Genomic DNA, 26,136 nt, shown 5'->3' with positions numbered 1-26,136 from the left:
GACCTTACAGGTCGATCTGATGCGCACCCGAGCGGACCGCGAGCTCGACCAGGGGTACCGCGATCGCCGCGTCCTGGATGCCGAGTCCGACGCTGAGGAACAGCGTCAGATCGCGGTCGGCGTCGGGTGCAGGCAGCTCGGCGCCGGCCAGTACAGCGCCCAGCGAGAAGGTCCGGCCCGCCGTCAGCTTCCCTCCGTCCGCCACCAACGGGCCCGATTGCCGTGCCGCGGTGGCGATGTCGTCCACCACCACGGCCCGCGCCCGGCCCAACAGGTCCGACCCGATCTCCCGCCGGTCCGGGGCGAACGATCCGACACCGGCGATGAGCACACCGGCAGCGACGTCACCGGCGTCCAGCACCGGGACCCCGGACGTCGTCGCAGTCACGATCACCTCGGCACCCTCCAGGGTTGCCCGCCTGCTCTGCGGCGCGCTGGCGCGTACGCCGTCGGCCCGCAGCGCCTCGACCGCGTTCCTGGCGCGCGCAGGACTCGGCGACCAGAGCCGGATCTCGCAACCCGGGAACCGGGCGTCGAACCACCGGGCGTGCCCGCTGCCCTGAACACCCGCACCCAGAATCGCGACCACCGCGGGCCGCAGTCCGAGGGCCTCGACGGCCGCAAGGGTCGCCGCCGGCGTCCGGGCAGCGGTGATCTCCTCACCGTCGAGCAGAGCCAGACAGTCACCGGTCACCGGGTCCATCACCATCAGGTACGCATCGACGCTCCGGCCGTCGACGGGTCGATGCACCGAGCCGATCTTCGCCACCACCGGCCCGCCGGTGCTCGCCTTGGCCAGATAACTGAACACCATCGATCCGGCCCCGCCGTCCAGCAGCACTCTGGGCGCCAGCAGCTCAGGGTGTTGTTCAAGGGCCAGAAAAGCCGCGCGCTGCAACGCAATCACGTCCAACGAGGTCAGTAGCTCCCGCACCTCGGCCCGGCCAAGGATGATCACGGCAATTCCTTTCTACGGCGAACGCCATGAACTTCCTCGGCGGCCGGATCGGCGAACGCGCAGGCTCATTCGCACAACACTAGGCCGTCCGTCATTCGCCGGGGGTAATCTCGTCCGTAACCGCTAGAGCGCCTGCTGCTCACCGACTGCAGCGGCATCGACCCCGCGCGGCAGCTGCCGGCAGGCAGGTTCGCGTCGCCCGGAGGGACTGCTCGGGAGCCCCACCGGGCGCTACGGCACGGCGCCGAACGGAGGTGGGTTCGGGTGGAGGGTCACCCCACCGCGATCGAGCCGATTCCGGAGACGTCCGCCGCCGAGCGGCTGGTCGCCGACGAGTTGGCCATCGGCGCGACGGCCGCGGCCGCCGAACGCGTCCGTCACTCGGTGCCGCTCTGGTTTCACACTTTCGCCCTTGCCCCCGGGATCTACACGCCCGGCATCGCCCGCGACCACGGTTACCGGCTCCCCGCCGTGGGTGCCGACCGCTTCGCGGGACGCAGCGTGCTGGACGTCGGCACGTTCGACGGCTTCTACAGCTTCCTGGCGGAGGGCCGCGGCGCGCGCCGCGTCGTCGCTGTCGACAACGAGCAGTACGTCGAATGGGTGGGTGCTCGTTTCGGCGTGACATTGCCGGCCGCTGCCGGGTTTCGGGCGATCGCCGAGCTGCTCGAATCGCGGGTCGAGTACCACCGGATGGATGCGCTGGACGTGCGCCGGCTCGGTGAGTCCTTCGACGTAGTCCTGTGTTTCGGTATCCTGCACCGGGTAACGGACCCGATCGCGTTGTTGCGGGCGCTCGCCGACGTGTACGCGCGCGACGACTTCGTCTACTGGGGATTTCCCGTCGAAGCCCTCCGTCGGTTGGCCGGCGTTGTCGGCCTCCGCGACGTCGAGGTCATCGACCAGCCGGAGATCGACGGGCATCCGCGGATCATCGCCGTCCTTCGAAGAGGCAGCATCGCGGGTCTGGCGCAACGATGACCGCCGCGACCGAGCTCGCCGGCCTGGCCGCGGTGCGATCCTGGCAGGAGGAGTGCTACCGGGACCTGCACGCCCATCCAGAGCTATCGCACCAGGAATACCGGACGGCCGCGGCCGTCGCGCAGCGGCTGCGCGAGTTCGGCATTCAGGTACGCGATGGCCCCAATGGGCCGGCAACAAGAGCAACCCACCCGCGAGGTAGCGGAATCTTGCGCCGACGCGCCGCGAGAATTCCGCTACCTGGCCAGGTTTCCGCTACCTCCAGGAGGGTGAGCGGGCTCGACAGCGGGCGTCAGACCTGGCCGCGGCCGTACGCGACCTGCTGCAGCGCCCGGAGGTAACCGAGGGCATACAGCCGGCCCAGCGTGGCGTAGCCGGGGCGCTCATTCGACTCGCCGAACAACGTCGGCACGTGGTCGGGGCGCATCGGCCCGTCGAAGCCGACCTCGGCATAGGCCCGCATGCACGCCTCCAGATCGTTCTGTCCCTCGTCGTGGAACGTCTCGATGAAGTCGGCGGCGGTGCCGCGGACGTCCCGGAAGTGCACGAACGCCACCGCGTGCTGCCCGCCGAACTCGCGGATCACCGACGGCAGCTCATCGGTCATCAACGCGAAGTTGCCCTGACACAGGGTGATCGCGTTGTTCGGCGACGGGTACAACGCCAGCACCCGGCGGTAGGCATCGATCGAGCTGACGATCCGCGGCACCCCGCGCATCGACGGCAGCGGCGGGTCGTCCGGGTGCAGGGACAGCCGGACGCCGGCCTGCTCCGCCGCCGGAACGGCGGCATTCAGGAAGTACTGCAGGGCATCCCAGAGCTGCTCGCCGGTGATCTCGCCGGGCTCGGCCAGCGCGGGCAACCGGTCGGCGGCCCGCTGGGAGAACCCGGACGACAGTGCCCCACCACGCAGCGGGACCCCGACGTCGGTGCGGGCCCAGCTGGTGATCGCCATCCAGTTGTAGCAGAGCACCGGGATGCCCAGCCGGCCCATCGCCGCGATCTGCACCAGCACGGCGTCGATGTCCTGGTCGCGGCCGGGTAGGCCGAGCCGGATCCGGTCCATCGGCGGAGTGTCCTCGATCGCGGCGATGCTCATCCCGTAGCCGGCGACCTGCTGCTGCAACGTGCGAAGGCGCGACTCGGACCAGGGCACGTCGTCGCCGTCGACGACCTCCGGTGCCGGCCGATCGGCCGCCCGCAGCCAGCGGGACTCCTGCTCGGCGCCGTCCAGGATCATCACGGCGTGGTCAACACCGCACTGCTTCACCAAGTGCCACAACGGTTCCGGAGTACTGTGCAGCAACTCGCTGAGCCTCATCGATCCTCATTCCGCAGGTGTGGTTCTTCGTCAGCCATAGGACGCCAGCAGGCCGCCGTCGACGGTCCAGGTAGCGCCGGTGACGAAGGAGGCCTCGTCGGAGACGAGAAAGGCGACCACCGCGGCGATCTCACTGGACCGGGCCACCCGACCCAGCGCGTGCAACTCTCCCCAGCCGGCCAGCACCGCGTCGGGGTCCTCCGGCCGGACGGCCGCCGCGTTCCGGCGGACCAGGGGTGTGTCGACGGTGCCCGGGGCGACGGCGTTGACCCGCACACCCTGCCGGCCGTGATCCAGCGCCATCGCCCGCACCAATCCCATCGCACCGGCCTTCGCCGCGGCGTAGCCGGCGTTGCCCGGTTCGGTGGCGATGCCCTGTACCGACGACAGCACGACGACGGACCCGCCGCCGTTGGCGATCAGCAACGGGATCCCGGCGCGGGCGGACAGGTACGCGGCGGTGAGGTTCACGTCGATCATCTGGTCCCAGATGGTGCCGTCCTCGGCCAGCACGTCGCCGTGGCGTTCGGCGCCGGCCGAGAACACCAACGCCTTCAACGGGGCGATGGCGTCGGCCTCGGCCACCACCCGCCGCAGGTCCGCCAATCGGGTGGCGTCGGCGTACCGGTGTCGCATCGATCCGGGCGCGTCATCGGCGCCGCCGACGGCGCGATCGTCCACTTCGCGATTGTCCCGCTCGGGGCGGTCCGGCCCGGGACCGTCCAGCCCGCGGCCAACGGCGTCGCTCTGGTCCGGCGGATCGGCGATGTCGGCGCAGACGACGTGCCAGCCGCGCGCGGCCAGCAGGTCGGCGGTGGCCGCGCCGATGCCCGAGGCACCGCCGATCACCACGGCCGAACGGCCGGCGCTCGTCTCAGTCCGCACCGACCGATCCTCCCCCACCGCCGACAACTACTCACCCCGAGGTTGCCGGCACCCGATCCCGCCTGTTACCCCTGGCCGCTGGTCCGACTGGTCGGGACCGCCGCCGCGTCCATGTCCTGCAGGCATCGGCGCAGCTCGGACCACCTGTCGGCCAGAGTCGGGCGCCCGACGCCGGAACCGGCAGGATCCGCCGAGGCCCACGCGCGTGCGCTCGGCTGCTGCGCGGGCAGCCACGGCGTGTACAGCCGGCGCGTCACCGCATCCCGGCGCGCGTAGACCAGGGCGGAACCCGCCCGGTCGCATCCGATCCCACTGCCCGCATTGCGGTCCATCGCTTTCAGCACCAAGTTTCTGCCATCGACAGGCCCGCCCCGGTCTGCCGATCCACACTTCAGATGTCGGGGCACCGGGCGCCGCCGAGAACGACGGCACGACTGCGTCGGCCGTCGGTCCGCAGTACCCAGGCCACCTACGTTGCCCGGGTGGGGTGCGCCCCCCGGACGGCGTACTAATCGCCTATCGATTGCCGATCAGCGATAGACTCGCTACTGTCGCGGAGATTGTCAAGAGGAACCACCTATTCGGGCGACAATCGTGACCAGCGGTCGGCGTACCACAGGCCGCCACGAGGAAGGACGGCTGTGAGCGATTACCAGGCCGCACTGCAGCCGACGAAGACGCTCAGCCGCACGCTGCTCTCCGACCAGATCTACGACGTGCTCATCGACGCGATCGCCGCCGGCCGGCTGGAGCCGGGCCAGCGGCTGGTCGAGTCCGAGATCGCCCGGCAGCTGTCGGTCAGTCAGGCACCCGTCCGCGAGGCGCTCAAGCGGCTGGCCCATGGCGGCATGGTGCTGCAACTTCCGCGCCGCGGCAGCTTTGTGGCCACCATCGACGAGAAGACGGCCCGCCGGACCTATCAACTGCGGGCGCTACTCGAGGATCACGCCGCCCGCGAGTTCTGCAGTTATGCCGACGACACCGCCGTCGAGAAGCTGGCGGGCGTGCTCACCGAGATGCGGGCGGCCGCTGCGGCCGACGACCTGCGGCAGGTGATCGAGCAGGACATCAACTTCCACCGCACCGTCTGGGAGTCCACCGGCAACGACCTGTTGGCCCGGATGTGGCCGCTGGTCGAGGGCAGCCTCCGGGCGGTCACCACGGTGTCGAACCGGATCTATTTCGGCTCGCTGTCCGAGATCGCCGAGACGCACCAACCACTGATCGACAGCCTGCACGGGAACGATCCGGACGTCGCTGGGCCGCTGTTCCGTGAGCACGTCACCGTCGTCTGGCACCGGGTCGACGCGGCGGCCGCCGGCGGCAAAGCCGCCCGATCGACGCGGAAATCCGGCTCGTGACCGAGCCCGCCCGGATCGACACCGGCCGGATCGACCCGGCCCTGGCCGACTCCGCCCTGTTCGACACCATCCGGTCCAAGCTGCACACCGCCGCGGTCGGCGACATCCTCGATGAGCTGGGCCGGCGGCATCAGTTCCTGCCCGCCGAGATCCGCCCGTTGGACCCGGAACTGACCGTGATCGGCCGGGCCATGCCGGTAGTGATCGCCGATGTGTTCGGACCCCGGTCCAAGCCGTTCGGCAAGCTCACCGAGGCGCTGGACCAGCTGGCCGCCGGCGACGTCTACCTGGCCAGGTCGGGCCGGCTGGCCTGCTCCGCCTGGGGCGAACTACTGACGGCGGTCGCCCGCGAGCGGCGAGCGGCCGGTGCCGTGATCGACGGCTACCACCGTGACACCTCGCGCATCCTGCCGCAGCGCTGGCCGGTCTTCAGCCGCGGCGGCTACGCCCAGGACGCCGGTGTGCGGGCCGCGGTCCTCGACTACCGGATCCCGGTCGAGATCGGCGGCGTCGAGGTGGCGCCGGGCGATCTGGTGTTCGGCGACCGGGACGGTGTGCTGGTGGTGCCCAGCGAGATCGAGGCCGAGGTGATCGACAGGGCGCTGGCCAAGGCAGCCACCGAGGACCGGGTGCGCGAGGCCATCAGCAACGGAATGAGCAGCACCGACGCGTACGCCGAGTTCGGCATTCTGTAGCGGTCGAACCGGTCGACGGCTGCGCAGAAGGGAGCGGTCATGCACGAACTCGTCGGCACCCGCGGGCGCGGCAGCGGTGCATCCCGGCAGCGCCGGACTGGCCTGATCGCCGTCGGCGCGGCCGCCGGTCTGCTGCTCAGCGGCTGCGGCGGGAGTTCCCCCGCCGCGTCCGGGGGACCGCCCGGTTCGGGTACCGGCTCCGCCGCAACGGGTCTGACGCCATCCGTCGCGTCCTCGACTGTCACATCGGGTGCTTCGTCCGGCGGTCCGTCTTCCGGGACAACGTCCGGGATGACGTCCGGCGGTGAGACCGCCGGCTCCGGATACCACGGTCCGCCGGCCACCCTCACCTGGGCGACCGAGTCGAGCGGCCCGCAACTGGACGCCGAGAAGAAGGTGCTGGCCGACTTCCACACGGCCAACCCGTCGATCACCGTGACGGTGGACGCGGTCGCCTTCGACTCCTACGACACCAAGCTCACCACCGCGCTGCGGGCCGGCAACGGACCGGACGTGTTCCGGGTCAACCATCCGAACATTCAAGCCTGGGCCACCGCGAAATTCCTTGCGCCGCTGACGGATGTCGGCGTCGACACGACACCGTTCATATCCGCGCTGGTGACCGCCGGCCAGGTGAACGGTACCCAGTACACGCTGCCGATGGACACCGACGCCCGCGCGCTCTACTACGACCCCGATCTGCTGGCGAAGGCCGGCATCACCGGGCCACCGACCACCTGGGACGAACTGCTCAGCGATGTGGCGAAGGTCAAGGTCACCGGCGCCTACGGCTACGCCTTCCGCAACTCGGGCGACTACGACATGGCCTACGAGACGGTCGGCCCGTACCTGAAGACCGCCGACGGTGAGCTGCTGAACGCCGACGGCACCCGGGCAACGGCGGCCGATTCGGCCGGCACCGTCGCCGCGGTCACCCTGCTGCAGGACATCGTCAAGACCGGGGCGTTGCCGCCGGGGCAGTCGAACATGACCGAGGACACCATGAACCAGCTGTTCGCCCAGGGCAAGCTGGCGTTCATGGTGGGCGGTCCGTGGGAACGCCCGACGATCCTGAAGGACAACCCGAACGCCAAGTACGGCAAGGATTTCGCCACCACGCCGATCCCCGCCCAGCAGACCGGCGGCAAGTCGGCCAGCACCTCGGGCGGCTGGCAGATCGGGATCTCGGCAACCGGCAAGAACCCGGACGCCGCCAAGGCTCTCGTCGCGTTCATCGAACGGCCGGACAACCTGAACGCGATCGCGGCCTCCAGTACCTTCCCGCCGCTCACCGCCGGGCTGGATTCCGAACCGTGGAAGTCCGATCCGTTCTACGAAGCGTTCAAGGCCGAGCTGCCGAACAGCGGGCTGCCGATCCCGCCGGTCCCCCAGCTCGCCCAGGTAGCGGCGGCGCTGCAGAAGAACGTGGCACCTGCGCTGCTCAGCGGAACCTCCGCGCACGACGCGCTCGCCGCCTTCGACACCCAGGTGAACCAGCAGATCCTGCGGCGATGACGGCGGGCGGTGCTGATACCGGGCCCTCCCGCGGTGGCCCGCGCACGCTCGGGTTCGTCATCGTGCCGGCGCTGGTCGTTGCCGCGGTGGCGCTGTATCCGTTGCTGTACAACATCTGGATCAGCCTGCACGTCAACAACCTGAGCCAGGCCGACGGCGAGTTCGCCGGATTGTTGAACTACCGCAACGTCTTCGCCTTCGACGACTTCTGGTCGGTGCTGCGTACCACGCTGATCTGGACGCTGGGCAGCATCGCCGTGCAGTTCGTCATCGGATTCGTCGCTGCGCTCGCCCTGGACACCGGCATCCGCGGCGCCGGGGTGATCCGTGCCCTGCTGCTGACCCCGTGGGTGATGCCAGGAGTGGTGATCGGCGCGGTCTGGCTGGCCATCTACCACCCGATCAGCGGTCTGCTGACCGAGGTGCTCGGTTGGTTCGGGGCCGACGGCGTCGACCTGCTCGGCCGGTCGTCGACCGCGCTGCCGGCGGTGATCTTCGCGAACGTATGGAAGGGCTTCCCGTTCTGGATGCTGATGATCTCCGCCGGGCTCAGGGCCATTCCCAGTGAGCTGCACGAGGCGGCCGCGATGGACGGCGCGAGCTACCGGCAGCGGATCCGTGCCGTGGTGTTGCCGGGCCTGTCGACGGTGCTGGCGCTGACCGGCACGCTGGCGTTCATCTGGACGTTCAACTACTTCGACCTGATCTACACGCTGACCTCGGGTGGGCCGAACGGCGCCACCAGTACTGTGCCGTTCCTGATCTGGCAGACGTCATTCCAGTTCAACCGGCTCGACGAGGGAGCCGCGCAGTCGGTGCTCACCTTCGCGCTGATGGCGGTCGCCATCGGCAGCTATCTGCGCGTCTCGAAGGCGACCGCGCGGTGACCGGCACGGGGCGGTCGGGTAGCGCGCGGTCGGGGAATGCGCGGTCGGGTGGTGCGCTGTCGACGGCCGCCGGGCGCCGGTGCGCGGCGCTGGTGCTCGGCGTCCTGCTGGTGTTCGCATTGGTGCCGGTCTACTGGATGGTGTCGTCGGCGTTCAAGACCAACGCCGAGATCGCTGCGCTGGCACCGACTCTGTACCCGCATCATCCCACGCTGGAGCAGTTCCGGGCGGTACTGGCCGGCGGCGCCCTGCTCCGGTCGCTGGGTTACAGCGCCGTGATCGCCGGGCTGACGACCATCGTCGTGGTGGTACTGGGTTCGTGCGCGGCCTTCGCCGTCAGCCACCTGACCTTCCGTGGGTCCAAGGGCTTCCTGATCGGCATCCTGTTCACCCAGCTGTTGCCGCAGAGTGCGGTGCTGGTGCCGGTCTACCTGCTGTGGAACTCACTGGGCCTCACCGGAACCGGTGCCGGCCTCGGCCTGGTCTATCTGGCGCTCTACCTGCCGGTCGCGGTGTGGATGCTGACCGGGTTCTTCCGCGGCATCCCACTCGACCTCACCGAGGCCGGTCGCATCGACGGGGCCTCCAACGTCCGGATCCTGTGGTCCATCGTGCTGCCGATCGCCCGGCCGGCACTGGCGGCGACCGCCATCTACACGGCGCTGACCTGCTGGAGCGAATTCCTCCTGGCCCTGGTGCTACTCACCTCGAACACCACCACCGTCACCGTCCAGCTGGCCGGTCTGATCGGCCGGCACGACACCAATCTCGGCCAACTGATGGCGGCGGCGACCATCGCCACCGTTCCGCCGGTTGTCGCATTCTTCGCCCTACAGCGATACTTCGTGGCAGGGCTGACGATCGGAACGGTGAAGGGGTGAGGCATGGCTGACGGCGCTCCGCTGCCGGACCGGATCGTCTACGTCCCTGGTTCGCACCTGGATCTGTACTGGCTCGGCAGCTATCTGACCTGCCTGGCCCGCGGCGCGGACATCATCCTCGGCTATCTCCAGCGGTGTCTGACGCATCCCGACGAAACCTTCGTCATCGAGACCGCGGTGTTCGCCGAGCATTTTCTGCTGGTCCATCCCGAGCACGAGCGGGATCTGATCCGGCTGTTGGCGCAGGGCCGGGTGGAGATCGGGGCGGCGTACATCGACGTCTGGGAGAACCTGGTCCTGGGTGAGTCCCACATCCGCAACCTGCAGCTCGGCCGGGATCTGCTGCGCGAACGGCTGAACTACCTGCCGCACACCGCGATCCATCCGGATCTGCCCGGACTCAACCCGCAGACCGCGCAGCTCTGCCGGCAGTGCGGTGTCGACTTCTATGCCACCGCGCGGAAGATCTTTCCGGAGGGCAGGATCTGGCGGTCCGTCAGCCCCGACGGATCCGAGCTGCTGGTACTGCGCTGGCCCGGCCACTACAACTTCATTCCGCTGCAGGTCGCCGACCTGCCCGCCGAGACGCCGCGGTGGGGCGACTGGCAACTGAACCTCGACGAGGTGGCCGACCGCTTCCCGCTGGGCACCGTTCCGATCTCCGGCACGGCCGGCGACCTGACAACGCACGACGATTTCGGCGCCGGCTACGGGCGGCCGTTGGCGGAGTTCATCGAGGCCTACCGCCGGCAGCTCCCGGGGATCGAGTTCGGCTACTCGACGCCGGCCGCCGTCCTGGCTCCCTACCGGGATCACCCGGTGCCGCTGGCCGAAACCCGACAGGGCATCCCGAGCGTCTGGGGTGTCGCGGCCGACGAGTCGGCGGACTTCTTCCGCCGCGCCCGCGCCGCCGAGTCGCTGCTGCTGACGGCCGAAACCGCTGCGGTGCTGGCTGTTCACGCCGGCCGGTCGCCCTGGCCGGCCGAGGTCGGGGAGTGGAAGGGCAGCTTCCACGAGGACGCCTTCTTCGCCCGCAAGGACCCGATCCCGGCCGGCGCAGAATTCGAAGGTCTGTGGCGGATGCATCTGTTCACCCAGGACCACAACGGCGGCGGGCAGGAGGGTGCGCTCAGCAGCTACCACAAGCGGATCCGGCAGGATCGGGTGATCGACTACAGCCGGCAGCTCATCGAGCAGTCGATCGGCACGGCACCATCGAACGACACGGCACCATCGAACGACACGGCACCATCGAACGACACGGCACCATCGAACGACACGGCACCATCGAACGACACGGCACGATCCAACGGCACCGCATCACCGAACGGCGCCGGGCCGGTCGAGACACTGGTCGCCTTCAACCCGGGCCTGTGCAGCGGGAGCCGCACCGACCGGATCGACCCGGCGAGCCCTGCGGGCGCGGTGCTCACCCGCTGGCTGGCGGACGACGACCCGTCGTCCACGGAACGACCGCTGGGGGTCCAGCGACTGGCCGATGCGCTCGGCGGTGGGGTGCTGGCGCTGGCCACACCGCCGGTCCCGGCGGTGGGCGGCAGGCTGCTGCGGGCCGCCGACCTGGTAGCCGCCGGCCCGCCGGCGCACGTGGTGGACGGCGACGTGATCACCGTGACCACAGCGCATCTGCTGGTCGCGGTCGACCGGTCCGACGGACGGATCGTGAGCCTGGTGGACCGCGACCGGGGCACCGACCATGCCGGGTCGCTCGGGGTGTTGCGATCGGTCCCGGAGACCGGCAACGACGTGACCCTTCGTACCGACGAATCGGCCCCGACCCGGGCGGCCACGGCGGAGGTCGGGGTGGTTTCGCACGGTCCGCTGGCCACCCAGATCAGAATCGTCCAGGACTTGCTGGATGTTCGTTGGACCCAACTGCTGACGGTCTGGACCGACGGTCCGAGGCTCGACCTGGAGGTCGGCGTGCGCTGGCCGGGAACGCCCGACCGGCAGGTCCGACTCGGCCTTGCCCGGCCGAGCGGCCCAGAGCAGATCAGTTACGGGACGCCGTTTCACGCCACCAACTGGTCGGACGTGCCGGCCGGTGCCGGGCCCTCACACACCGATGAGATCGATCCGGCCGACTATCCGCGCTACCGGGAGGCGCAGCACTGGGCGCACGTCGCCGGAGCGAACGGCGGCCTGACGATCACCGGCGATCTCCTGGGTCTGCGCCACAGCATCGATGAACCGGGTGGCGATCGACCGGGCATCGATCAACCGGGCGTCGACCCGTCACGCGTTGACCGGACGGGACTCGACCGGCCACCCGACGGCGTGCTGGAGGCCGTACTGCTGCGGACCCCGACATCCTGCGGCGACGAGCATTTCGTCTGGCACAACTACGGGCCGCAGTTGTGGCGGTTCACCCTGCGCCCGGGCGAGTCATCCTGGATCGAGGCAGGAGCGCCGGAGCTCGGCGACGCCGACTGGCGGGGTCGGCAGTACCTGACTACTGCAGCAGCAGTGGACCTTCCGGGCCTGCTGGCCGCCGATGGCGATCCGGTAGTGCTGTCCGCGCTGTACCCGAACCGGGGCTCGTACCTGATCCGGATCGCGAATCTCCGGCCGACGCCGGCAGTGACGACGCTGACCGGCCCGCTGCTCACCGGGTCCGTTGCAGGTGTCGACCTCAAGGATCAGTCGGCCGGCGACCTGGGACGGATCGGGCCGTCGAGCGTCCGGCTCCGGCTGCCCGCCTGGCACATCCAGACCATCAGGGTTGACCCACCACCCAGTCTCCCGGTCAACTCGTGGCCCGCAGCTCGATGAGATGCAGGTCCTCGCCGATCGGCGTGGTGCCGGTCACCGTCAGACCCGCCCGATCGCCCAGCGCGGCGAATTCGTCGAGGCTGCGCTCGCCGGACCCGAACGTCGCGTACATCTGCAGGTCGAACATCACGTCGTGGTCGTGGTCTTCGTCGGCGGCGAGACGTTCGACCAGGGCGATTCGCCGATCACCGGCCGCATCCGCCACCCGCCGCAGGATCTTCACGGCCTCCGGGTCCGGCCAGTCGTGCAGCACCTGGGCGAGCAGATAGACATCGGCGCCGGCGGGCAGCGGCTCGAAGAAGCTCTGCTGCAGAATCCCGACCCGATCGGACAGGCCGCGCGCAGCCAGATTGGCCCGGGCCCGTTCGGCCACGGACGGCAGCTCTACCAGGGTGCCGCTGGTCTGCGGGTAGGTCTGCAGCACCTCACCGATGAGGGTCCCGGTCCCACCGCCGACGTCGACGACGGTCTCGTCCGTCAGCTCCAATGAGCCGGCGACTCCCCGGCTCCAGACCGCCGACCAGTCGCTGAGCGATGCGTCGAAGGATTCGCCCAATTGCCGGTCGACGGCCATCGTCGCCCAGAAGCTTTCGCCGATCGCCTCTTCGTACCCGGACCGGCCGGTCCGGATCGTGTGCAGCAATCCTGGCCAGCTGTCGTCCAACCGGGCCATGCCGCTGCGCCGATCCAGCGCCTGGTGGGTCGCCTCGTCCAGCAGCACGGATCCGCTCGCTCCCAACCGGACGGAGTCGCCGTCCAGCTCGAAGAGCTGGTGGAAGGTGAGCATCCGGATCAGTTTGCGCACCCCAACGGGGTGTGCGCCGGCCGCGGCGGCGAGCGTGGGGATCGTGGTCCGACCGTCGGCCACGTGCTCGGCCAGCTCGAGTGTCACCGCGGCCCGCACGGCGTACGGAACCGCCAGCGAGGTCAGCGCCTGCACCCTCTGCCGCAGGTGGGCGGCGTCGGACTGGGACTGGCCGGAGCGCCAGTAGCCCGCGATGTCGATGTGGGTCGGCGGAACCGCTCTGTCGCCCTTGAGCCAGCGGCGCAGCGGGCGCAGCATTCCGGCCTCGCCGGCGGCCCAGGCGTAGACGGTGCCGTCCCGCCAGCGCGCGGCTGTCACCGCTTCCATCAAGCCGGCGCCCATCGGCGCGTTCGGTCCGGCGACGTCCCGATGGACCCAGGTGATCGTCAGATCCGTGCTGTGCTCGAAGGTTTGCTCCTCGGCAGCGCTCGGTACGCTGACCACCGCCGTCACCGGGGTGCCGGCCGGCAGTTCCTCGATCCGCCGGGCAATGGCCGGCAGCGCGGTCTCGTCGCCGACCAGGAAGAACCAATCGATGTCGTCGGGCAGCACGGTGGTGCCGCGCGGACCCGCGACCAGCGCACGGTCGCCGGGCTGTGCCCGCACGGCCCACTCGGAGGCGACTCCGCCGGCGTGCCGGACGAAGTCGAGCTCCAGCCGGTGGCCGACCGGATCGAACCGTCGGGGGGTGTAGTCCCTGGCCCGGTCCAGCGCCTCCCGCGACCAGTCGAGGTGCCCGTCCAACTGAGCCGGGACCTCGATCGAGTCATCGGGCCCGAGCACCACCAGCTTCACGTGGTCGTCGGCGTTCTCGGTGCGGAACGGCTCAACCCGATGGCCGTTGTTGACGAAGTGACCGAGCTGATCACCTCCGACCACGACACGACGCATCAGTGGGGTGACGTCGTAGGCATCGATCACCTCGAGGTCGCGGATCACGATGGGGTAGCTCTTGTTACGGCGGCCGGCCACGGGAGATCTCCTACTCGGTGGGATGGTGCGACTGTCGGACCAGGTCAGCTTTCGGCGAGCGCCTTGGCCGCAGCCCTGATGTCCTCGACCTGCTCGTCGGCGCCGACGAAGGTGTAAATGACGCCGCTGGTCACCGGATACTCCCGGCCGGCCTTGACCGCGGGAAGTCGTTGGTATGACTCCTGTTTCTGCACGATGTCGTTGCCGGCGATGGGGCTGCCATCGAGGTTGGTCTGGTAGAAGATCGCGGCTTGGTCCGCCAGGTTCGGGATGTTCTCGGCGGTGAGGACGGTCACGTACCGTTCGGGATCGTCGGTGTAGACCGGGTTGTAGGTGAAGCCCGCCTGCGCCAGACGCTGGTAGAGCAGTGATTTGCTGGTACTGATCCAGATCTCGTCCGCCGAGACGCCGAACGCCGTCACCGACTTGTCCTTGAGCTTGTCGCCGTACTCGTCGGCGATCGCCCCGAGCTTGGCATCCAGGTCGGCGTTCTTGGTGGTGAAATCACTTGTCTTATCGACGATCTCGGCAACCACCGGGTAGTTCCGCCAAACATCGGTCGGCTCGGCGATCTTGAGAATCACCGTCGGGGCGATCTCGGCGAGGGTCGCGTAGTCGATGCTCAGCCCACCGTTGTCCATGCCGATGATCAGGTCGGGCTTGGCGGCGATCACCTTCTCGATGTCCACTCCCTCGAAGCTGCCGACAGTGGGCACCTCGGCGACGGACCTGTACAGGTCGGCGCCGAGCTCACCCTCCAGGAATTCGCCCTCCAGCGACCCGACCGGCACCACGCCGAGCTCGGCCAGCTCGGAACCGGTGCGCCACAGTGCGACCACCCGTTGCGGCTTGGCGGGAACGCCGGTCACCTCACCGGTGAAAGTGCCGGTGACGGTATGGGTTCCGTCGGATGCCGTGGTCACCGTTGCCGGGCCAGGGCCACTCGACCCGGGCGCGGCTGCTGCGGACCCGGCCGACGAACCCGCCGCCGACGAACCGGTAGCGGCCGACGAACCCGCCACCGACGAACCCGCCGACGACGCCGGCGCCGATTCGGACCCGGACGTGGCCGGGCCTGCGGTCGTCGCAACGGCGGCGATGTCGTTGCCGTCCGCCGGGTCGTCCGACGAACCGCAGGCCGCCGAGGCAGCAAGGAGGACCGCGGCGGTCACTACGGCCGCCGCTCGACTCACAAATTTCATGTCACAACTCCGGGTCACGTTGGATGTTTAGGTGAGGCTAACCTATGACGGTGTCGCTCTCTCCCACACCCCGGTCACGCTCCGGAGGTGTCACACGCTACCTGGTGCTGGGTTTCGTCCTGGTCGTCGTCCTGCTCGTCGTGGTGCTGTTGAGTCTGGCTGTCGGCAGCCGGAACATCGCGCCGTCCGAGGTGCTGTCCGCCCTGTTCACCGGCGCGGACAGCGACGATGCCACCGTCATCACCTCGCAGCGACTGCCCAGAACCCTGCTCGGCCTGCTGGTCGGTGTCGCGCTGGGGATGGCCGGTGCGCTGATGCAGGGCCACACCCGCAATCCACTCGCCGACCCCGGGCTGTTCGGGGTGAACGCCGGCGCCAGTTTCGGCGTTGCCCTGTCGGTGTCGCTGTTCGGCGGGGTGTCGTCTGGTGGATTGGTGGTCGCCGCGCTGGTCGGGGCCGGGGCGGCTGCGGTCATCGTGTTCGCCTTCGGCCTGCGGGACATCAGCGGCAGTTCGCTGATGATGCTCGCCGTTGTCGGCACGACGCTGGCGGCGCTGTTGGCCGCATTGACCACCGCCCTGGTGTTGCTGGATGCGAGCGCGTTGGACGCGGTGCGGTTCTGGAACGTCGGAACGCTGGCTCAACGCAACTACGACCTGGTCGGACTGCTGGTTCCGCTGCTCGTCGTCGGACTGTTGTTGGCGCTGTACAACAGCATTTCGTTGAACGCACTCGGCCTGGGCGAACAGGTTGCCACGTCCTTGGGCACCAGGGTGGCGGCCAGCCGGATGGTGAGCATCGTCTCGATCACCCTGCTCGCCGGGGCGGCCACCGCGATCTGCGGGCCGATCTCGTTCCTGGGCCTGGTGGCACCGCACGTCGCCAGGGCGATCGGCGGATCCGACTACCGACGCATCGTGCCGTTCGCCGGACTGACCGGAGCGGTACTGCTGCTGACGGCCGACACCGTCGGCCGGATCACCGTCGACAACGGTGAACTGCAGGTCGGAATCGTCCTGGCGGTGATCGGCGCACCGGTTCTACTCGCCATCACCCGACGCCGTCGGCTGGTCGCCCTGTGACCGCCTCGACCCCTCCCCGCTCCTGGCAGCTCCGGGTCGGTCCGATCGGGCTGCGGGTGCGCCGCCGGCTGGTCATCGGCGCGCTGACGGCCGTGCTCGTGCTGCTCGGGTTGCTGGCGTTGGCGGTGTTCACCGGAACCCTGGCGATGCCGGTCGACCGGGTGGTGGCCGTGTTGTCCGGTGGCGGAACCCGGGTCGAGCGGCTCGTCGTCATCGACAACCGACTCGCACCGGCACTGGCCGCGCTGCTGGTCGGTTTCGCGCTCGGCTGTGCGGGCGGGCTGACGCAGTCGATCACCCGCAACCCGATCGCCAGCCCGGACATCCTGGGCGTGACCTCGGGGGCCGGCGCCTTCGCCGTCCTGCTGATCACCACCCCGGCGGTGGCCGGGTTGGTGGGCGACAACCCGGCGTCCTCGCTGCTGACGCCGGCCGCCATCGTCGGCGGCCTACTGACCGCAGGCATCATCCTCGCGCTGTCCTGGCGGACCGGATTCGACGGTGTGCGAGTAGTTCTCGTCGGTCTGGCGGTGAACGCGCTGGCACTGGCCGGCACAGCCTGGATGCTGACCAGGACCGATCTGCTCAACGCGCAGGTGGCCGTGCGATGGCTCTCCGGATCGGTGAACGGAGTGAAGATCGGCGATCTCTGGCTGCTGGCGGGCATCAGTGCGTTGGCCCTGTTCGTCTGCATCCGGCTGGGCCGCGACGTCGGGGCCCTGCGACTTGGCCGGGACGTCGCCGCCACCGTCGGCACCGTGCCGGGCCGGGTCGAGTTGGTCGCCCTCGCGGTCGCCGTGATCCTCACCAGCGCGTCGACGGCGGTGGCCGGACCGATCGCGTTCGTCGCATTCGTGGCCCCGCAGATCGCCATGCGACTGTTCCGTACTGCCGGTCCGCCGCCGTTGGTCGGCGGCCTGGCCGGCGCGGGCGTGATGATGATCGCCGCCCAGGTGGCCGACCGGTTACCGGGGACGCTCCCGGTCGGCGTGCTCACCCCGTTGATCGGCGCCCCGTACCTGTTGTTCCTCATGCGCTCCTACGTCAGGAAGACCAGTGGCTGAAACCCCTCCCCTGCAAGCCATCGACATTCGGGCCGGTTACGGCCACGGCGACGTCCTCAAGGGCGTTGACCTGCGGGTGGGTGGCGGCAAGATCACCACCATCATCGGCCCGAATGGCTGCGGGAAATCGACCCTGCTCAAGGTCCTGTCCCGACTGCTGCGGCCCACCGCAGGCAGCGTGCTGCTGTCCGGCAGTCCGTTGGAACAGTTGCGCACCAGGGAGATCGCCCGATCTTTGGCCGTCCTGCCCCAGCTCCCGGTGGCGCCGGACGGGATGACGGTGGCCGAGCTGGTCCGGCGTGGCCGGCAGCCGCACCAGCCCTGGTACCGACAGTGGTCGGAGCAGGACGAACGGATCACCGCCGATGCCATGCGGGACACCCAGGTTGCGGAGCTGGCAGACACGGCGGTGGATCGACTGTCCGGTGGCCAGCGCCAGCGGGCCTGGATCGCGATGTCCTTGGCGCAGCAGACGGAGTTGTTGTTGCTGGACGAGCCGACGACGCACCTGGACATGGCACATGCGGTCGACGTCCTCGAGCTGGTGACGACGCTCCGGGACGTCACCGGCCGGACCATCGTTGTGGTGCTGCACGACCTCGGGCTGGCCGCCCGCTACAGCGACGACCTGGTAGTGATGAAGGCGGGCAGCATCGTCGCCCAGGGACCGCCGGCCGAGGTGCTGTCCGAAGAGTTGCTCCTGGAGGTATTCGGACTGCGGGCACACCTGTTCGACGACCCGTTCGACGGACTGCCGACGGTAATACCGGTGCGCCGCACCGGAATCGGCGGCGCCGCGCCCGCCGGTGACGGCCGTGGACCGCTGGACGTTCGCGATCGATCGGCGACATGGAGCTGAACCCGGTCGATCCGTTCACCCCACCGGCGGATATCGAGCTCCGGCCGTCGCCGGTGGCGGCCGACGGCGCACCGATCCGGATCCGGCCGGGGTGGATCGACGCGCTGGGGTCCGCTGCCCGGCCACAGCCGGCTGCCGACCGGTTCTGGACGGCACAGGCCAGGACGCCGTTGATCGGCAAGCAGGTGGCGGTCGACGGTGTCGACCTGGTCGAGGTCTCGTTCCTGGCCAGGGTGGACACCGACCGCGAGGTGATGGTCTGTCTGACCAGCCTGACCGACAACCACCGGGCAAACATCGAACCTGCACTACTGCAACCGATCTGCGGTGGCCCGGTGCGACAGGTCAGCTATCTGCTCCCCGCCGACGGGCGCTACAGCTACCAGTTGGTGTATCGCGACCACTTCCCGCTCCAAGTCGGCGCGGACCGTCCGGGCTGGGTTCGGGTGCGGCAGGACGGCCGACCCGATCCGCGCAACCCGGCGCTGCTGACTCGCCCACACACCGGACCCGCATCGGTGTTCCGGGGACCGGGCACGCCGAGACACCCGACGGCCCAACACTTCGAGCCCGTCGACGGAGTCGTCGACCCCCGCGGCCCGGCCGGACGCGAGCTGCTCGTCGAGCACTCGGACGGCCGCAGCAGGCGGGCAACGCTGCTGACGGGCGCCGATCCCGGCGCACCGCTGCTGATTCTGCTGGACGGCGAGGCCTGGCGTCCATGGAACCTGTCGGCGCTCCGGACCGGACGACGGCGCCCCACCCTGGTCCTGATGGACTCCGTCGATCTGCAGCGACGAGCCGCAGAACTGCCCATCCCCGACCGTTGTGCACGGATCATCACCGACCTGCTCGCCGCCGTGCGGCGGACCGGGTTGGTGACCGTCGACCCGGACCGGACCACGATCGCCGGGCAGTCCTTCGGCGGACTCGCAGCCGCCGGGCTCGTCATCGACAGACCCGATCTGGCGACTTCGGCCATCGTCCAGTCCGGGTCGTTCTGGTTCGATCGCGATGTCAGCTCGGCGCCCGGCGCCACCGCGCCGGGGCACCTCACCAGGAGTCTGGCGGGACGGACTCTTGGTCACCGGCCGCGGTTGGCTGTCCAGGTCGGTACCGACGAGGCCGAAATGACGACGCAGGCGCGGCAGTTCCGCGATGCAGCCCGCGCTGCCGGAGCCGCGGTGTCCTACACCGAATTCCGGGGCGGTCACGACTACGCCTGGTGGCGTGAGGAACTGGCCACCGGGATGCGACAACTCGGAATCTGACGGGACACCATGCCGGCGGCAGCAACGCCCAGGCTCAGGACCCGTCGAGTTGCGCCTTGGCCAGTTCCGTCGGGAGGTAGTCGTAGCGCAGCAGAGCCCGGCTGAAGGTGCCGGTGCCGCGGGACACCGAACGCAGATCGACGGCGTACCTGGACAACTCGAGCGCCGGGACCTCCGCGTGCACGACGGTCCGGCCGGTACCGGCGCGCCCACCGTCGGCCGCCAGGTCGCCGGCGGGCTCGGTACCGAGCACGTGGCCGCGCCGTCCGCGCAGGTCCGAGAGCACGGCCCCGAGATGGTCGTCGTCCACGGTGATATCGACCGTGTCGACCGGCTCCAGCAGCGACACCGTCGAGGCATTCGCCGCTTCCCGCAACGCGATCGCCGCCGCGGTCTGGAACGCCATGTCCGAGGAGTCGACCGAGTGGGCCTTGCCGTCGAGCAGCGTCACCCGGACATCGACCACCGGATAGCCGGCCAGCACACCCCTGTCCAACTGCGCCCTCGCGCCCTTCTCCACCGACGGGATGAACTGCCGCGGAACGGATCCGCCCACCACCTTGTCCACGAACTCGATCCCGGCGCCCCGCTCCAGCGGCTCGATCTCCAGCTGGCACACCGCATACTGGCCGTGCCCGCCGGACTGTTTGACGTGCCGGCCCTGCACGGTGGCCTTGCGGATGAACGTCTCGCGAAGCGCGATCCGCAGCGGTTCCGCCTGCACCGGAACGCCGTACCGATCGGCCAGCCGGGACAGCAGCTCGTCAACGTGCGCCTGTCCCATCGTCCACAGCACCAGCTGATGAGTCCGTGGATTCTGCTCCATCCGCATCGTCACGTCTTCGGCGACGATCCGCTGCAACGCCCCGGCCAGCTTGTCCTCGTCACGCTTGTTCGCGGCCTGGATCGCCACCGGCAGCAGCGGTTCCGGCAGCACCCACGGCTCGACCAGGATCGGCCGGTCCGTCCCGGACAGCGTGTCGGACGTCTCGGCCCGGCTCAGCCCGCTGACCAGCGCCAGGTCGCCGGCGATCGCGCGCGGCTTCGGGCGGGTCTGCTCGTCCAGCGGCGAGCTCAGCGGCCCCACTCGTTCGTCGGCATCGTGGTCGGCGTGGCCCTCGACCTCGTGTCCGAGGAATCCGCCGAGATGCCCTGAGACATGGACGGTTTCGTCCGATCGCAGGGTGCCGGAGAAGATTCGTACCAGCGACAGGCGGCCGACGTACGGATCGCTGGTGGTCCGGATCACCTCGGCCACCAACGGCCCGTTCGGGTCGGCGGTGATCGGGTCCAGCGCCACGCCCGACGTGCGGTAGGCGGCCGGCGCGGATCCCGTCAGCGGCGACGGGAAGCACCTCTCGATGATCTCGAAGATCTCCTCGATGCCCACACCGGCGGCTGGCGAGATCGGCACCAGCGGGAAGAAGGTGGCCTTGCCGACCGCCGTCAGCAGGTCGTCGATCACCGTGTCGGTGGAGAGCTGTTCGCCCTCGAGGTAGCGGTCCAGCAGTGAGGCGTCCTCGGACTCCTCGATGATCGCCTCGATCAGCTCGCCGCGGCGGCCCTCGATGGCGGCGGCCTCCTCGCCGGTGGGATCGCGCTCGATCCGCTCGCCGGAACTGCTGTCGAAGACCCGCCCGCTCAGCAGTCCGAGAGTTCCGACCACCTGCCGGTCGGCGTTCCGCAGCGGCAGGTACAGCGGTTGCGCGTCGCCGAACACCCGACGGCAGGTGGCGATCGTCTCGTCGTAGTCGGATCGCGGCAGGTCGAGTTTGCTGACGGCGATCGCCCGGGGAACCCCGAGGCCGGCCAGCTCCTGCCAGAGCAGCGCGGTGGCACCGTCGATGCCGTCGGCCGCGGCGATCACGAAGACCGCGGCGTCCGCGGCCCGCAGGCCGGCCCGCAGCTCACCGATGAAGTCCGGATAGCCGGGGGTGTCCAGCAGGTTGATCGTCAGCCCGAAGCTGTCGATCGCGGCGGCGCTCAGGCCGACCGACCGTGGCCGCGTTTCCGGCGCTGCCCGGCGGCCCGGCACCCGGGCCGCGATGAGCGCGTCGTACAGGGTGGACTTGCCAGCACCTCCCGGCCCGACGAGCACCACGTTGCGTAGCTCGTCGGGCGATTGCGGGTCCGGTGCCGGTGACGCCTCGGCTCTGCTCGCGCCCTTGCTCACGATGTCTCCCCGCTCGTCCCTCGCGGGTTGACATCGTTCAGCGCCGATGCTTCGCTCGCACGCTCGCTCACGTCCCCAGCCTTCCCCCAGCGACGATGTCCGGACAAGGGGGTACGGCAAATTTTGCTGCCGCCAGGCCCGCAGCGCCGGACAGCTGGCGGCCGCCTCGTCAGGCCGGTTGGGCGGCTACCTGCCCGGCGAACTCGGCGACCCGCCGCACCACGGCGGGATCCCAGAGAATGCGCCGGTGCCCGAGCCCCTCGGTGAGCATGAGTTCGGCACCGGGCCAGGCCGCGGCGATCGCCTCCGCTCCCGAGGCCGGGAGTTCCGCGTCGTCGCAGTCGTGCACGGCCAGCATCGGAACCGGATCGTCCGCCGCCCACTCCGCGGCCATCGCCGGCACGTCGAATTCGGCCAGCGACCGGCCGAACCGGCGCTCCAGCAGCACTGTCAGCCGCCGTCGGGTCGCCGGCCCGAAGCCGCACATCATCTGAAAGGTGTCCAGCACCGGCGAGACCGACGCGGCGGGCGCGATCAGCACAGCGGCACCGATCCGCAGGTCGCTCCTGGCCGCCTCCCAGGCCAGTGCCATCGCGCCGAGCGAGTGGGCGATCACCAGGCGCACCGGACCGACGGCGCCGGCCACCGCGGCGAGCACTTCGGCCATCTCCAGCACCGTGCTCGACCGCCGGCCGTGCCGCCCGGCCCCGGACTCACCGTGGCTCGGTGCGTCGTAGCCGATCACCCGGAAACCCTGTGCCGTCAGCGGTTCAATGTAGGCGGACAGCTGTTCCCGCCAGCCGGCCCAGCCGTGCACCAACAGGGCGACCGGCCCCTCGTCGGGACCGAACTCCAGCCCGCGGATCCGTCCGACGCCCGGGACGTCGAGCTCCAGCGGCCAGCCGCCGACCGGCATCCGGCGACGCCGGCGGGCCGGCTCCGGCGGCCGGGCCAGCCGGAACCACAGGTAGGCGGCCAGCCGGGCGGAGGCCGCCGGGGCCGTCGCGTCGAGACGGGCGAACACCGCCCGCAGCGCTTCCTGGCGACGGTCGATATGCGGTCGAGCCGGTGTCGGTCGCTCGAATAACCGCACGGTCGTGCTTTTCTGTGGAGACATTTCCGCTCCCTTGTCGAGGGTGTATCGGTTTGGTTGCTGTTACCGCTGCACTTGATTGCTGGCCGGCGTCCTGGCCTCCTCGACCAGCCGCTGGAAACTGCATCTGGCCCGGTCGGTGGCCTGTGGGTCACGGAGCAGTCGGGCGGCGAAGTGGTAGCCGAGCATGACGGCCAGCAGATCGTGGGCGAACCGCTCGGGATCGGTGGTCGGCGCGAAGTGACCCTCGCTGATCGCGCCGCGAACGACGATGGCGATCGAGTCCAGCCAGTCGCGCTGCTGACGGACGATCAGATCCCGGATCGGCCCGTCCGGCTCGTCGTCGTACTCGCGGGCAACCGTGACGAAGATGCAGCCGCCGGGCAGCGCGAAGTCGGCGTATCCATCCCAGCCGGACCACGTCTCGAACAACCTGGTCAACCGGGGCAGGCCGCGAGGCTGTCGCAGTGCAGGCAGCAGCACCACCCGGCGGAAGTGCTCCGCCGCGAACAACAGCACATCGGTCTGGAGTTGCTCCTTGGACCGGAAATGGGCGAACAGCCCGCTCTTGGACATGTTCAACTTCTCGGCCAGCATGCCGACGGTGATGCCCTGCAGCCCGACATGGCTCGACTGCGCCAGCGCCTCCCGCAGGATCGCCTCCCGGGTCTGCTCGCCCTTGCTCACCGGATCATAAAAGCACGGTCGTGCTGAAATGGCCAGGAAATAGTTCAGTCGAGAAGATCCAGCACGCTCGCCACGACCCGGTCCGGGTCGACCCGGCTCCGCAGCCGGATCAACCGTTCCACCGCGCCGGGCGGGAAGCACTCGCGAATCCGGGCCGGGTCGCCCGTGATGTCGGCCTCGCCGATGTAGCGGCGTGGCGCGCTGCCGCCGACACCGGCCAGCACCTGATGGGTCCACCCGATGGCGGCGCCGGCAGTACCCGATTCCGGATCCCAGTGCGCATAAGCGGAAACCCCGAGCGTCCCAGGCGCCCGGTACAACGCAGCGGGCTGCTCGGGTGCACCGGACGGGGCGCGGGCGATCAGCACCGTGCTGCGCTCGGACGGACGGTCCTGGGTCATCGGTACCGCGTCGAGTACCGCGCGCCAGGACCCGGTCCCCCACACGTGATGCGACCACTGGGCATTGGCGGCGTGGTCGGGGATCGCCACCAGCAGCGCCGCCGCCGAGGCATACGGGCCCGAGTCGACAACCTCGCCGGCAAGCCGGTCGAGCGAGGCCGACCCGCTCCGCACTGCCACAAGGGCGCGCTCGGTCTCGGCGAAAGTCGTTGCCACCACGGTGATCATCGCGCCGCGCACGGCGGGCCGCGCCATCACCGTCAACTCGACGCCGGCCGGCAGCGGCTCCAGGGCATCCAGCGCCTCACCGAGCTCGGCGGCGGCCGCCGCCGGCACCGACCAGGTCCGCCGCCCGACCACCGGCGAGTGGGTGTCGACGCGGACGGTGAACTCGGTGACGACGCCGGGAAACGCCGAGCCCGCACCCCGCAACGCCCACCACAGATCGGGATCGGACCGAGCGTCGACCCGCCTGGTGCTGCCGTCGCCGGTCACCACCCGGGCGGCCAGCACCCGGTCCGCCGCACAACCGGGGGCCGGCCTGACATTGCCGGCGCCGGGGCCGGAAGTGCCGATCTGCCAACCGTTCCCGCCGGCCAACAGGAATCCGCCGATACCGACCAGCGGTGAATGACCCACCGGGAAACTGCACCCGGCGGCGGCCAGTCCGGCCGCCGCCGCTGCCGACGTCAGCCCTGGTCCCAGGCGGGCGATCCCCCGTTCGCGATCCACCGCCAGGGTGGTCAAACGGCGCAGATCCAGCGCGACCGCTCCGCCGCGCAGATGGGTGCCGCTGAGCGAATGCCCGCCGCTGCGGACTGTCAGCCGACGACCCAGCGCCCGCGCGTACCCCACCGCCGCATCGACATCGGCCTCGTCGGACGCGGCGAAGATGGCTGCCGGTACCGCTTTCGGGGCGCTGCCGGTCGCCGGAAGGACAGCGACAGCGGCGTCGAATCCCGGGTCGCCGGGGAGCAGCGGATCGACGTTCACCGCGACGGGACCCCGGGGCTCACGACGCCGGCGCTGCGGCGATCTGGGCGTCGATGGCCCCCGGGGCGAAGGCGAGATCCACCACGCGTTGGCTCAGTCCGACCATCGCGCCGTCCGATCCCAGCCGACCGACGCTCACCACCAGATGTTCCCTGGCCCGTTCGGACACGTCGTCGCGGATCAACGCGTCCAACCCGGCGACCACCCGTGGCAGCCGGCCCAGCTTCCCCCCCAACACCAGGGTGTCCGGGTTGACCGCCGCGACCACCGGGGCCAGCACGCCGGCCAGCCGCTCGACGGCCTGGTCGATCGCCGCGACCACCTCGGCATCGCCGGCGGCCACCCTGGCGACGATGTCGTCGAGTTGATGAACCCCGACCGGCGCGAGCTGGCGCAACAGCGCAGCACCGGAGGCCCAGGCGGCCAGGCAACCATGCCGCCCGCAGGTGCAGGGCGGCCCGTCGACGGACAGCCGGACATGGCCGATGTCGCCGGCAGTGCCGTCCGATCCCTCGAGCAGATGGCCGGCGGAGACCAGGCCGGCACCGATCCCGGTCGCGAACTTCACCGCCAGCAGCGTGTCGTGCGGGCCGGCCACCGACGCCTCACCGAAGGCGAAGGCCCTGGCATCGTTGTCGATCACCACGTCGACGTTCCAGTGCTGCCGCTCGCGTTCCAGCAACGGATAGTGTTGCCACTGCGGCATAGTGGTCGAGCGGCCGAGGACGCCAGTGCGGCTGTTCACCGGGCCGGGAATGCCGACCCCGACACCGACCAGCGTCTCGTCGGTGCCGGCGGTCAGCAGGATCCGGCCGATCTCGTGCGCCTGGGCCAGATAGGTCTCGGCGTCCACGTCGATACTGACGGCCAGTTCGCGCATCCGCAGCACCTGCCCACGCACCGTGGTGACACAGATCCGGGCGTGCGTCTGGCCCAGGTCGAGCACCAGCACCACCCGGCCGCGATCGTCCCAGCGCAGGATCTCCGACGGCCGCCCGGGCGCCGACCTCGACCCGCCGTTCGGTGCCAGTCCGGCCTGATAGATCAAGCCGTGCTGGAACAATCCGTCCAGCCGCTCGAACAACGTGGTGCGCGACATCCCGGTGGCGGCCAGCAGTTGTTGGCGGGTGGCGCCCGACCGGGCCCGGATCAGCTGCAGCAGGGCACCGTGGGACGCCGGGGATGTCGCCGCCGCGGCCCGGTCGCGAACACTCGCATCGCTGGGCTCAGTCACCACCTCGTCACCACATCGGTCATCTT

At 70.0% G+C, this 26,136-nt stretch carries 21 protein-coding genes; 11 read left to right on the top strand and 10 right to left on the bottom strand.

Translation table 11 applies throughout. The annotated features are described in order from the left end of the window. Nucleotides 1-4: 4 nt before the first annotated feature. Entirely contained in the window at nucleotides 5-958 is a 954-nt protein-coding gene (locus K340_RS0109455) for an ornithine cyclodeaminase family protein (RefSeq protein WP_029136547.1), read from the bottom strand. Nucleotides 959-1,222: 264 nt separating this feature from the next. Here K340_RS0109455 and K340_RS34080 point away from each other — a divergent pair, with 264 nt between their 5' ends. Next, nucleotides 1,223-1,939, top strand: coding sequence for a class I SAM-dependent methyltransferase (locus K340_RS34080; protein ID WP_029136546.1), 717 nt, complete (start codon nucleotides 1,223-1,225; stop codon nucleotides 1,937-1,939). Nucleotides 1,940-2,231: 292 nt separating this feature from the next. Here the strand turns inward: K340_RS34080 and K340_RS0109445 are convergent, their stop codons facing one another. Both K340_RS0109445 and K340_RS0109440 read right to left on the bottom strand, forming a co-directional pair. Beyond that, the gene (locus K340_RS0109445; protein WP_029136545.1) at nucleotides 2,232-3,260 is read right to left on the bottom strand and encodes a mannonate dehydratase; all 1,029 of its coding nucleotides are present in this window, start codon (nucleotides 3,258-3,260) and stop codon (nucleotides 2,232-2,234) included. Between the two features lie 30 nt (nucleotides 3,261-3,290). Continuing rightward, nucleotides 3,291-4,145 (bottom strand): SDR family NAD(P)-dependent oxidoreductase, encoded by an 855-nt coding sequence (locus K340_RS0109440; protein WP_029136544.1) that lies wholly within the window; start codon nucleotides 4,143-4,145, stop codon nucleotides 3,291-3,293. A 641-nt stretch (nucleotides 4,146-4,786) separates the two neighbouring features. On the opposite strand from K340_RS0109440, the gene K340_RS28695 reads away from it, so the two are divergent. The 6 genes from K340_RS28695 to K340_RS0109405 are packed head-to-tail and all read left to right on the top strand — an operon-like array spanning nucleotide 4,787 to nucleotide 12,274. Continuing rightward, nucleotides 4,787-5,506, top strand: coding sequence for a GntR family transcriptional regulator (locus K340_RS28695; RefSeq protein ID WP_051265612.1), 720 nt, complete (start codon nucleotides 4,787-4,789; stop codon nucleotides 5,504-5,506). Nucleotides 5,507-5,535: 29 nt separating this feature from the next. Next, on the top strand, nucleotides 5,536-6,201 hold the full coding sequence (locus tag K340_RS0109425; RefSeq protein WP_029136542.1) for an RraA family protein: 666 nt from the start codon (nucleotides 5,536-5,538) through the stop codon (nucleotides 6,199-6,201). Between the two features lie 39 nt (nucleotides 6,202-6,240). Further along, the gene (locus K340_RS0109420) at nucleotides 6,241-7,716 is read left to right on the top strand and encodes an ABC transporter substrate-binding protein (RefSeq protein ID WP_029136541.1); all 1,476 of its coding nucleotides are present in this window, start codon (nucleotides 6,241-6,243) and stop codon (nucleotides 7,714-7,716) included. Next, nucleotides 7,713-8,603: a carbohydrate ABC transporter permease gene (locus tag K340_RS28690; protein ID WP_051265610.1), complete on the top strand. Its 891-nt coding sequence runs from the start codon at nucleotides 7,713-7,715 to the stop codon at nucleotides 8,601-8,603. The genes K340_RS0109420 and K340_RS28690 overlap by 4 nt, the downstream gene beginning before the upstream one ends. Next, on the top strand, nucleotides 8,600-9,484 hold the full coding sequence (locus tag K340_RS0109410; protein ID WP_154674157.1) for a carbohydrate ABC transporter permease: 885 nt from the start codon (nucleotides 8,600-8,602) through the stop codon (nucleotides 9,482-9,484). The genes K340_RS28690 and K340_RS0109410 overlap by 4 nt, the downstream gene beginning before the upstream one ends. Nucleotides 9,485-9,487: 3 nt before the next feature. After that, on the top strand, nucleotides 9,488-12,274 hold the full coding sequence (locus K340_RS0109405) for a glycoside hydrolase family 38 N-terminal domain-containing protein (RefSeq protein ID WP_029136539.1): 2,787 nt from the start codon (nucleotides 9,488-9,490) through the stop codon (nucleotides 12,272-12,274). On the opposite strand, the gene K340_RS0109400 is transcribed toward K340_RS0109405, so the two are convergent. Both K340_RS0109400 and K340_RS0109395 read right to left on the bottom strand, forming a co-directional pair. Further along, nucleotides 12,249-14,051 (bottom strand): siderophore-interacting protein, encoded by a 1,803-nt coding sequence (locus K340_RS0109400; RefSeq protein WP_029136538.1) that lies wholly within the window; start codon nucleotides 14,049-14,051, stop codon nucleotides 12,249-12,251. The two genes, K340_RS0109405 and K340_RS0109400, sit on opposite strands and share 26 nt — an antisense overlap. Before the next feature lie 44 nt (nucleotides 14,052-14,095). Continuing rightward, a complete protein-coding gene (locus K340_RS0109395; protein WP_084614210.1) occupies nucleotides 14,096-15,253 on the bottom strand; it encodes an ABC transporter substrate-binding protein in 1,158 nt (385 codons plus the stop codon). Between the two features lie 104 nt (nucleotides 15,254-15,357). On the opposite strand from K340_RS0109395, the gene K340_RS0109390 reads away from it, so the two are divergent. Genes K340_RS0109390 through K340_RS0109375 form a run of 4 tightly spaced genes read left to right on the top strand, consistent with a single transcriptional unit; the run spans nucleotide 15,358 to nucleotide 19,529 of the window. After that, nucleotides 15,358-16,335, top strand: coding sequence for a FecCD family ABC transporter permease (locus K340_RS0109390; protein WP_211229349.1), 978 nt, complete (start codon nucleotides 15,358-15,360; stop codon nucleotides 16,333-16,335). Beyond that, the gene (locus K340_RS0109385; protein ID WP_029136535.1) at nucleotides 16,332-17,399 is read left to right on the top strand and encodes a FecCD family ABC transporter permease; all 1,068 of its coding nucleotides are present in this window, start codon (nucleotides 16,332-16,334) and stop codon (nucleotides 17,397-17,399) included. Before K340_RS0109390 ends, K340_RS0109385 begins: the two co-directional genes overlap by 4 nt. After that, entirely contained in the window at nucleotides 17,392-18,258 is an 867-nt protein-coding gene (locus K340_RS0109380) for an ABC transporter ATP-binding protein (RefSeq protein WP_029136534.1), read from the top strand. Before K340_RS0109385 ends, K340_RS0109380 begins: the two co-directional genes overlap by 8 nt. Further along, nucleotides 18,249-19,529: an enterochelin esterase domain-containing protein gene (locus K340_RS0109375; protein WP_029136533.1), complete on the top strand. Its 1,281-nt coding sequence runs from the start codon at nucleotides 18,249-18,251 to the stop codon at nucleotides 19,527-19,529. The genes K340_RS0109380 and K340_RS0109375 overlap by 10 nt, the downstream gene beginning before the upstream one ends. Before the next feature lie 34 nt (nucleotides 19,530-19,563). Here the strand turns inward: K340_RS0109375 and K340_RS0109370 are convergent, their stop codons facing one another. From K340_RS0109370 to K340_RS0109350, 5 genes are all read right to left on the bottom strand, one after another. Further along, nucleotides 19,564-21,702 (bottom strand): elongation factor G-like protein EF-G2, encoded by a 2,139-nt coding sequence (locus K340_RS0109370; protein ID WP_029136532.1) that lies wholly within the window; start codon nucleotides 21,700-21,702, stop codon nucleotides 19,564-19,566. 169 nt (nucleotides 21,703-21,871) lie between these two features. Beyond that, nucleotides 21,872-22,819: an alpha/beta fold hydrolase gene (locus tag K340_RS28685; RefSeq protein ID WP_084614209.1), complete on the bottom strand. Its 948-nt coding sequence runs from the start codon at nucleotides 22,817-22,819 to the stop codon at nucleotides 21,872-21,874. 39 nt (nucleotides 22,820-22,858) lie between these two features. Continuing rightward, the gene (locus K340_RS0109360) at nucleotides 22,859-23,482 is read right to left on the bottom strand and encodes a TetR/AcrR family transcriptional regulator (protein ID WP_029136531.1); all 624 of its coding nucleotides are present in this window, start codon (nucleotides 23,480-23,482) and stop codon (nucleotides 22,859-22,861) included. Between the two features lie 44 nt (nucleotides 23,483-23,526). Further along, entirely contained in the window at nucleotides 23,527-24,876 is a 1,350-nt protein-coding gene (locus K340_RS34075) for an FAD-binding oxidoreductase (RefSeq protein WP_051265604.1), read from the bottom strand. Nucleotides 24,877-24,895: 19 nt separating this feature from the next. Then, a complete protein-coding gene (locus K340_RS0109350; RefSeq protein WP_154674156.1) occupies nucleotides 24,896-26,110 on the bottom strand; it encodes an ROK family protein in 1,215 nt (404 codons plus the stop codon). Nucleotides 26,111-26,136 lie beyond the last annotated feature (26 nt).

The sequence above is a fragment of the Nakamurella lactea DSM 19367 genome (assembly GCF_000426645.1).
In the GTDB taxonomy this organism is placed as follows: Bacteria; Actinomycetota; Actinomycetes; order Mycobacteriales; family Nakamurellaceae; genus Nakamurella; species Nakamurella lactea.
This window is presented reverse-complemented; position numbering and strand designations above follow the sequence as displayed.

What these genes read in the sequence shown, in the direction of transcription:
- K340_RS0109445 (WP_029136545.1), bottom strand. Translation starts at nt 3,260, where the DNA reads ATGAGGCTCAGCGAGTTGCTGCACAGTACTCCGGAACCGTTGTGGCAC.
- K340_RS0109420 (WP_029136541.1), top strand. Translation starts at nt 6,241, where the DNA reads ATGCACGAACTCGTCGGCACCCGCGGGCGCGGCAGCGGTGCATCCCGG.
- K340_RS28690 (WP_051265610.1), top strand. Translation starts at nt 7,713, where the DNA reads ATGACGGCGGGCGGTGCTGATACCGGGCCCTCCCGCGGTGGCCCGCGC.
- K340_RS0109405 (WP_029136539.1), top strand. Translation starts at nt 9,488, where the DNA reads ATGGCTGACGGCGCTCCGCTGCCGGACCGGATCGTCTACGTCCCTGGT.
- K340_RS0109395 (WP_084614210.1), bottom strand. Translation starts at nt 15,253, where the DNA reads ATGAAATTTGTGAGTCGAGCGGCGGCCGTAGTGACCGCCGCGGTCCTC.
- K340_RS0109375 (WP_029136533.1), top strand. Translation starts at nt 18,249, where the DNA reads ATGGAGCTGAACCCGGTCGATCCGTTCACCCCACCGGCGGATATCGAG.
- K340_RS28685 (WP_084614209.1), bottom strand. Translation starts at nt 22,819, where the DNA reads ATGTCTCCACAGAAAAGCACGACCGTGCGGTTATTCGAGCGACCGACA.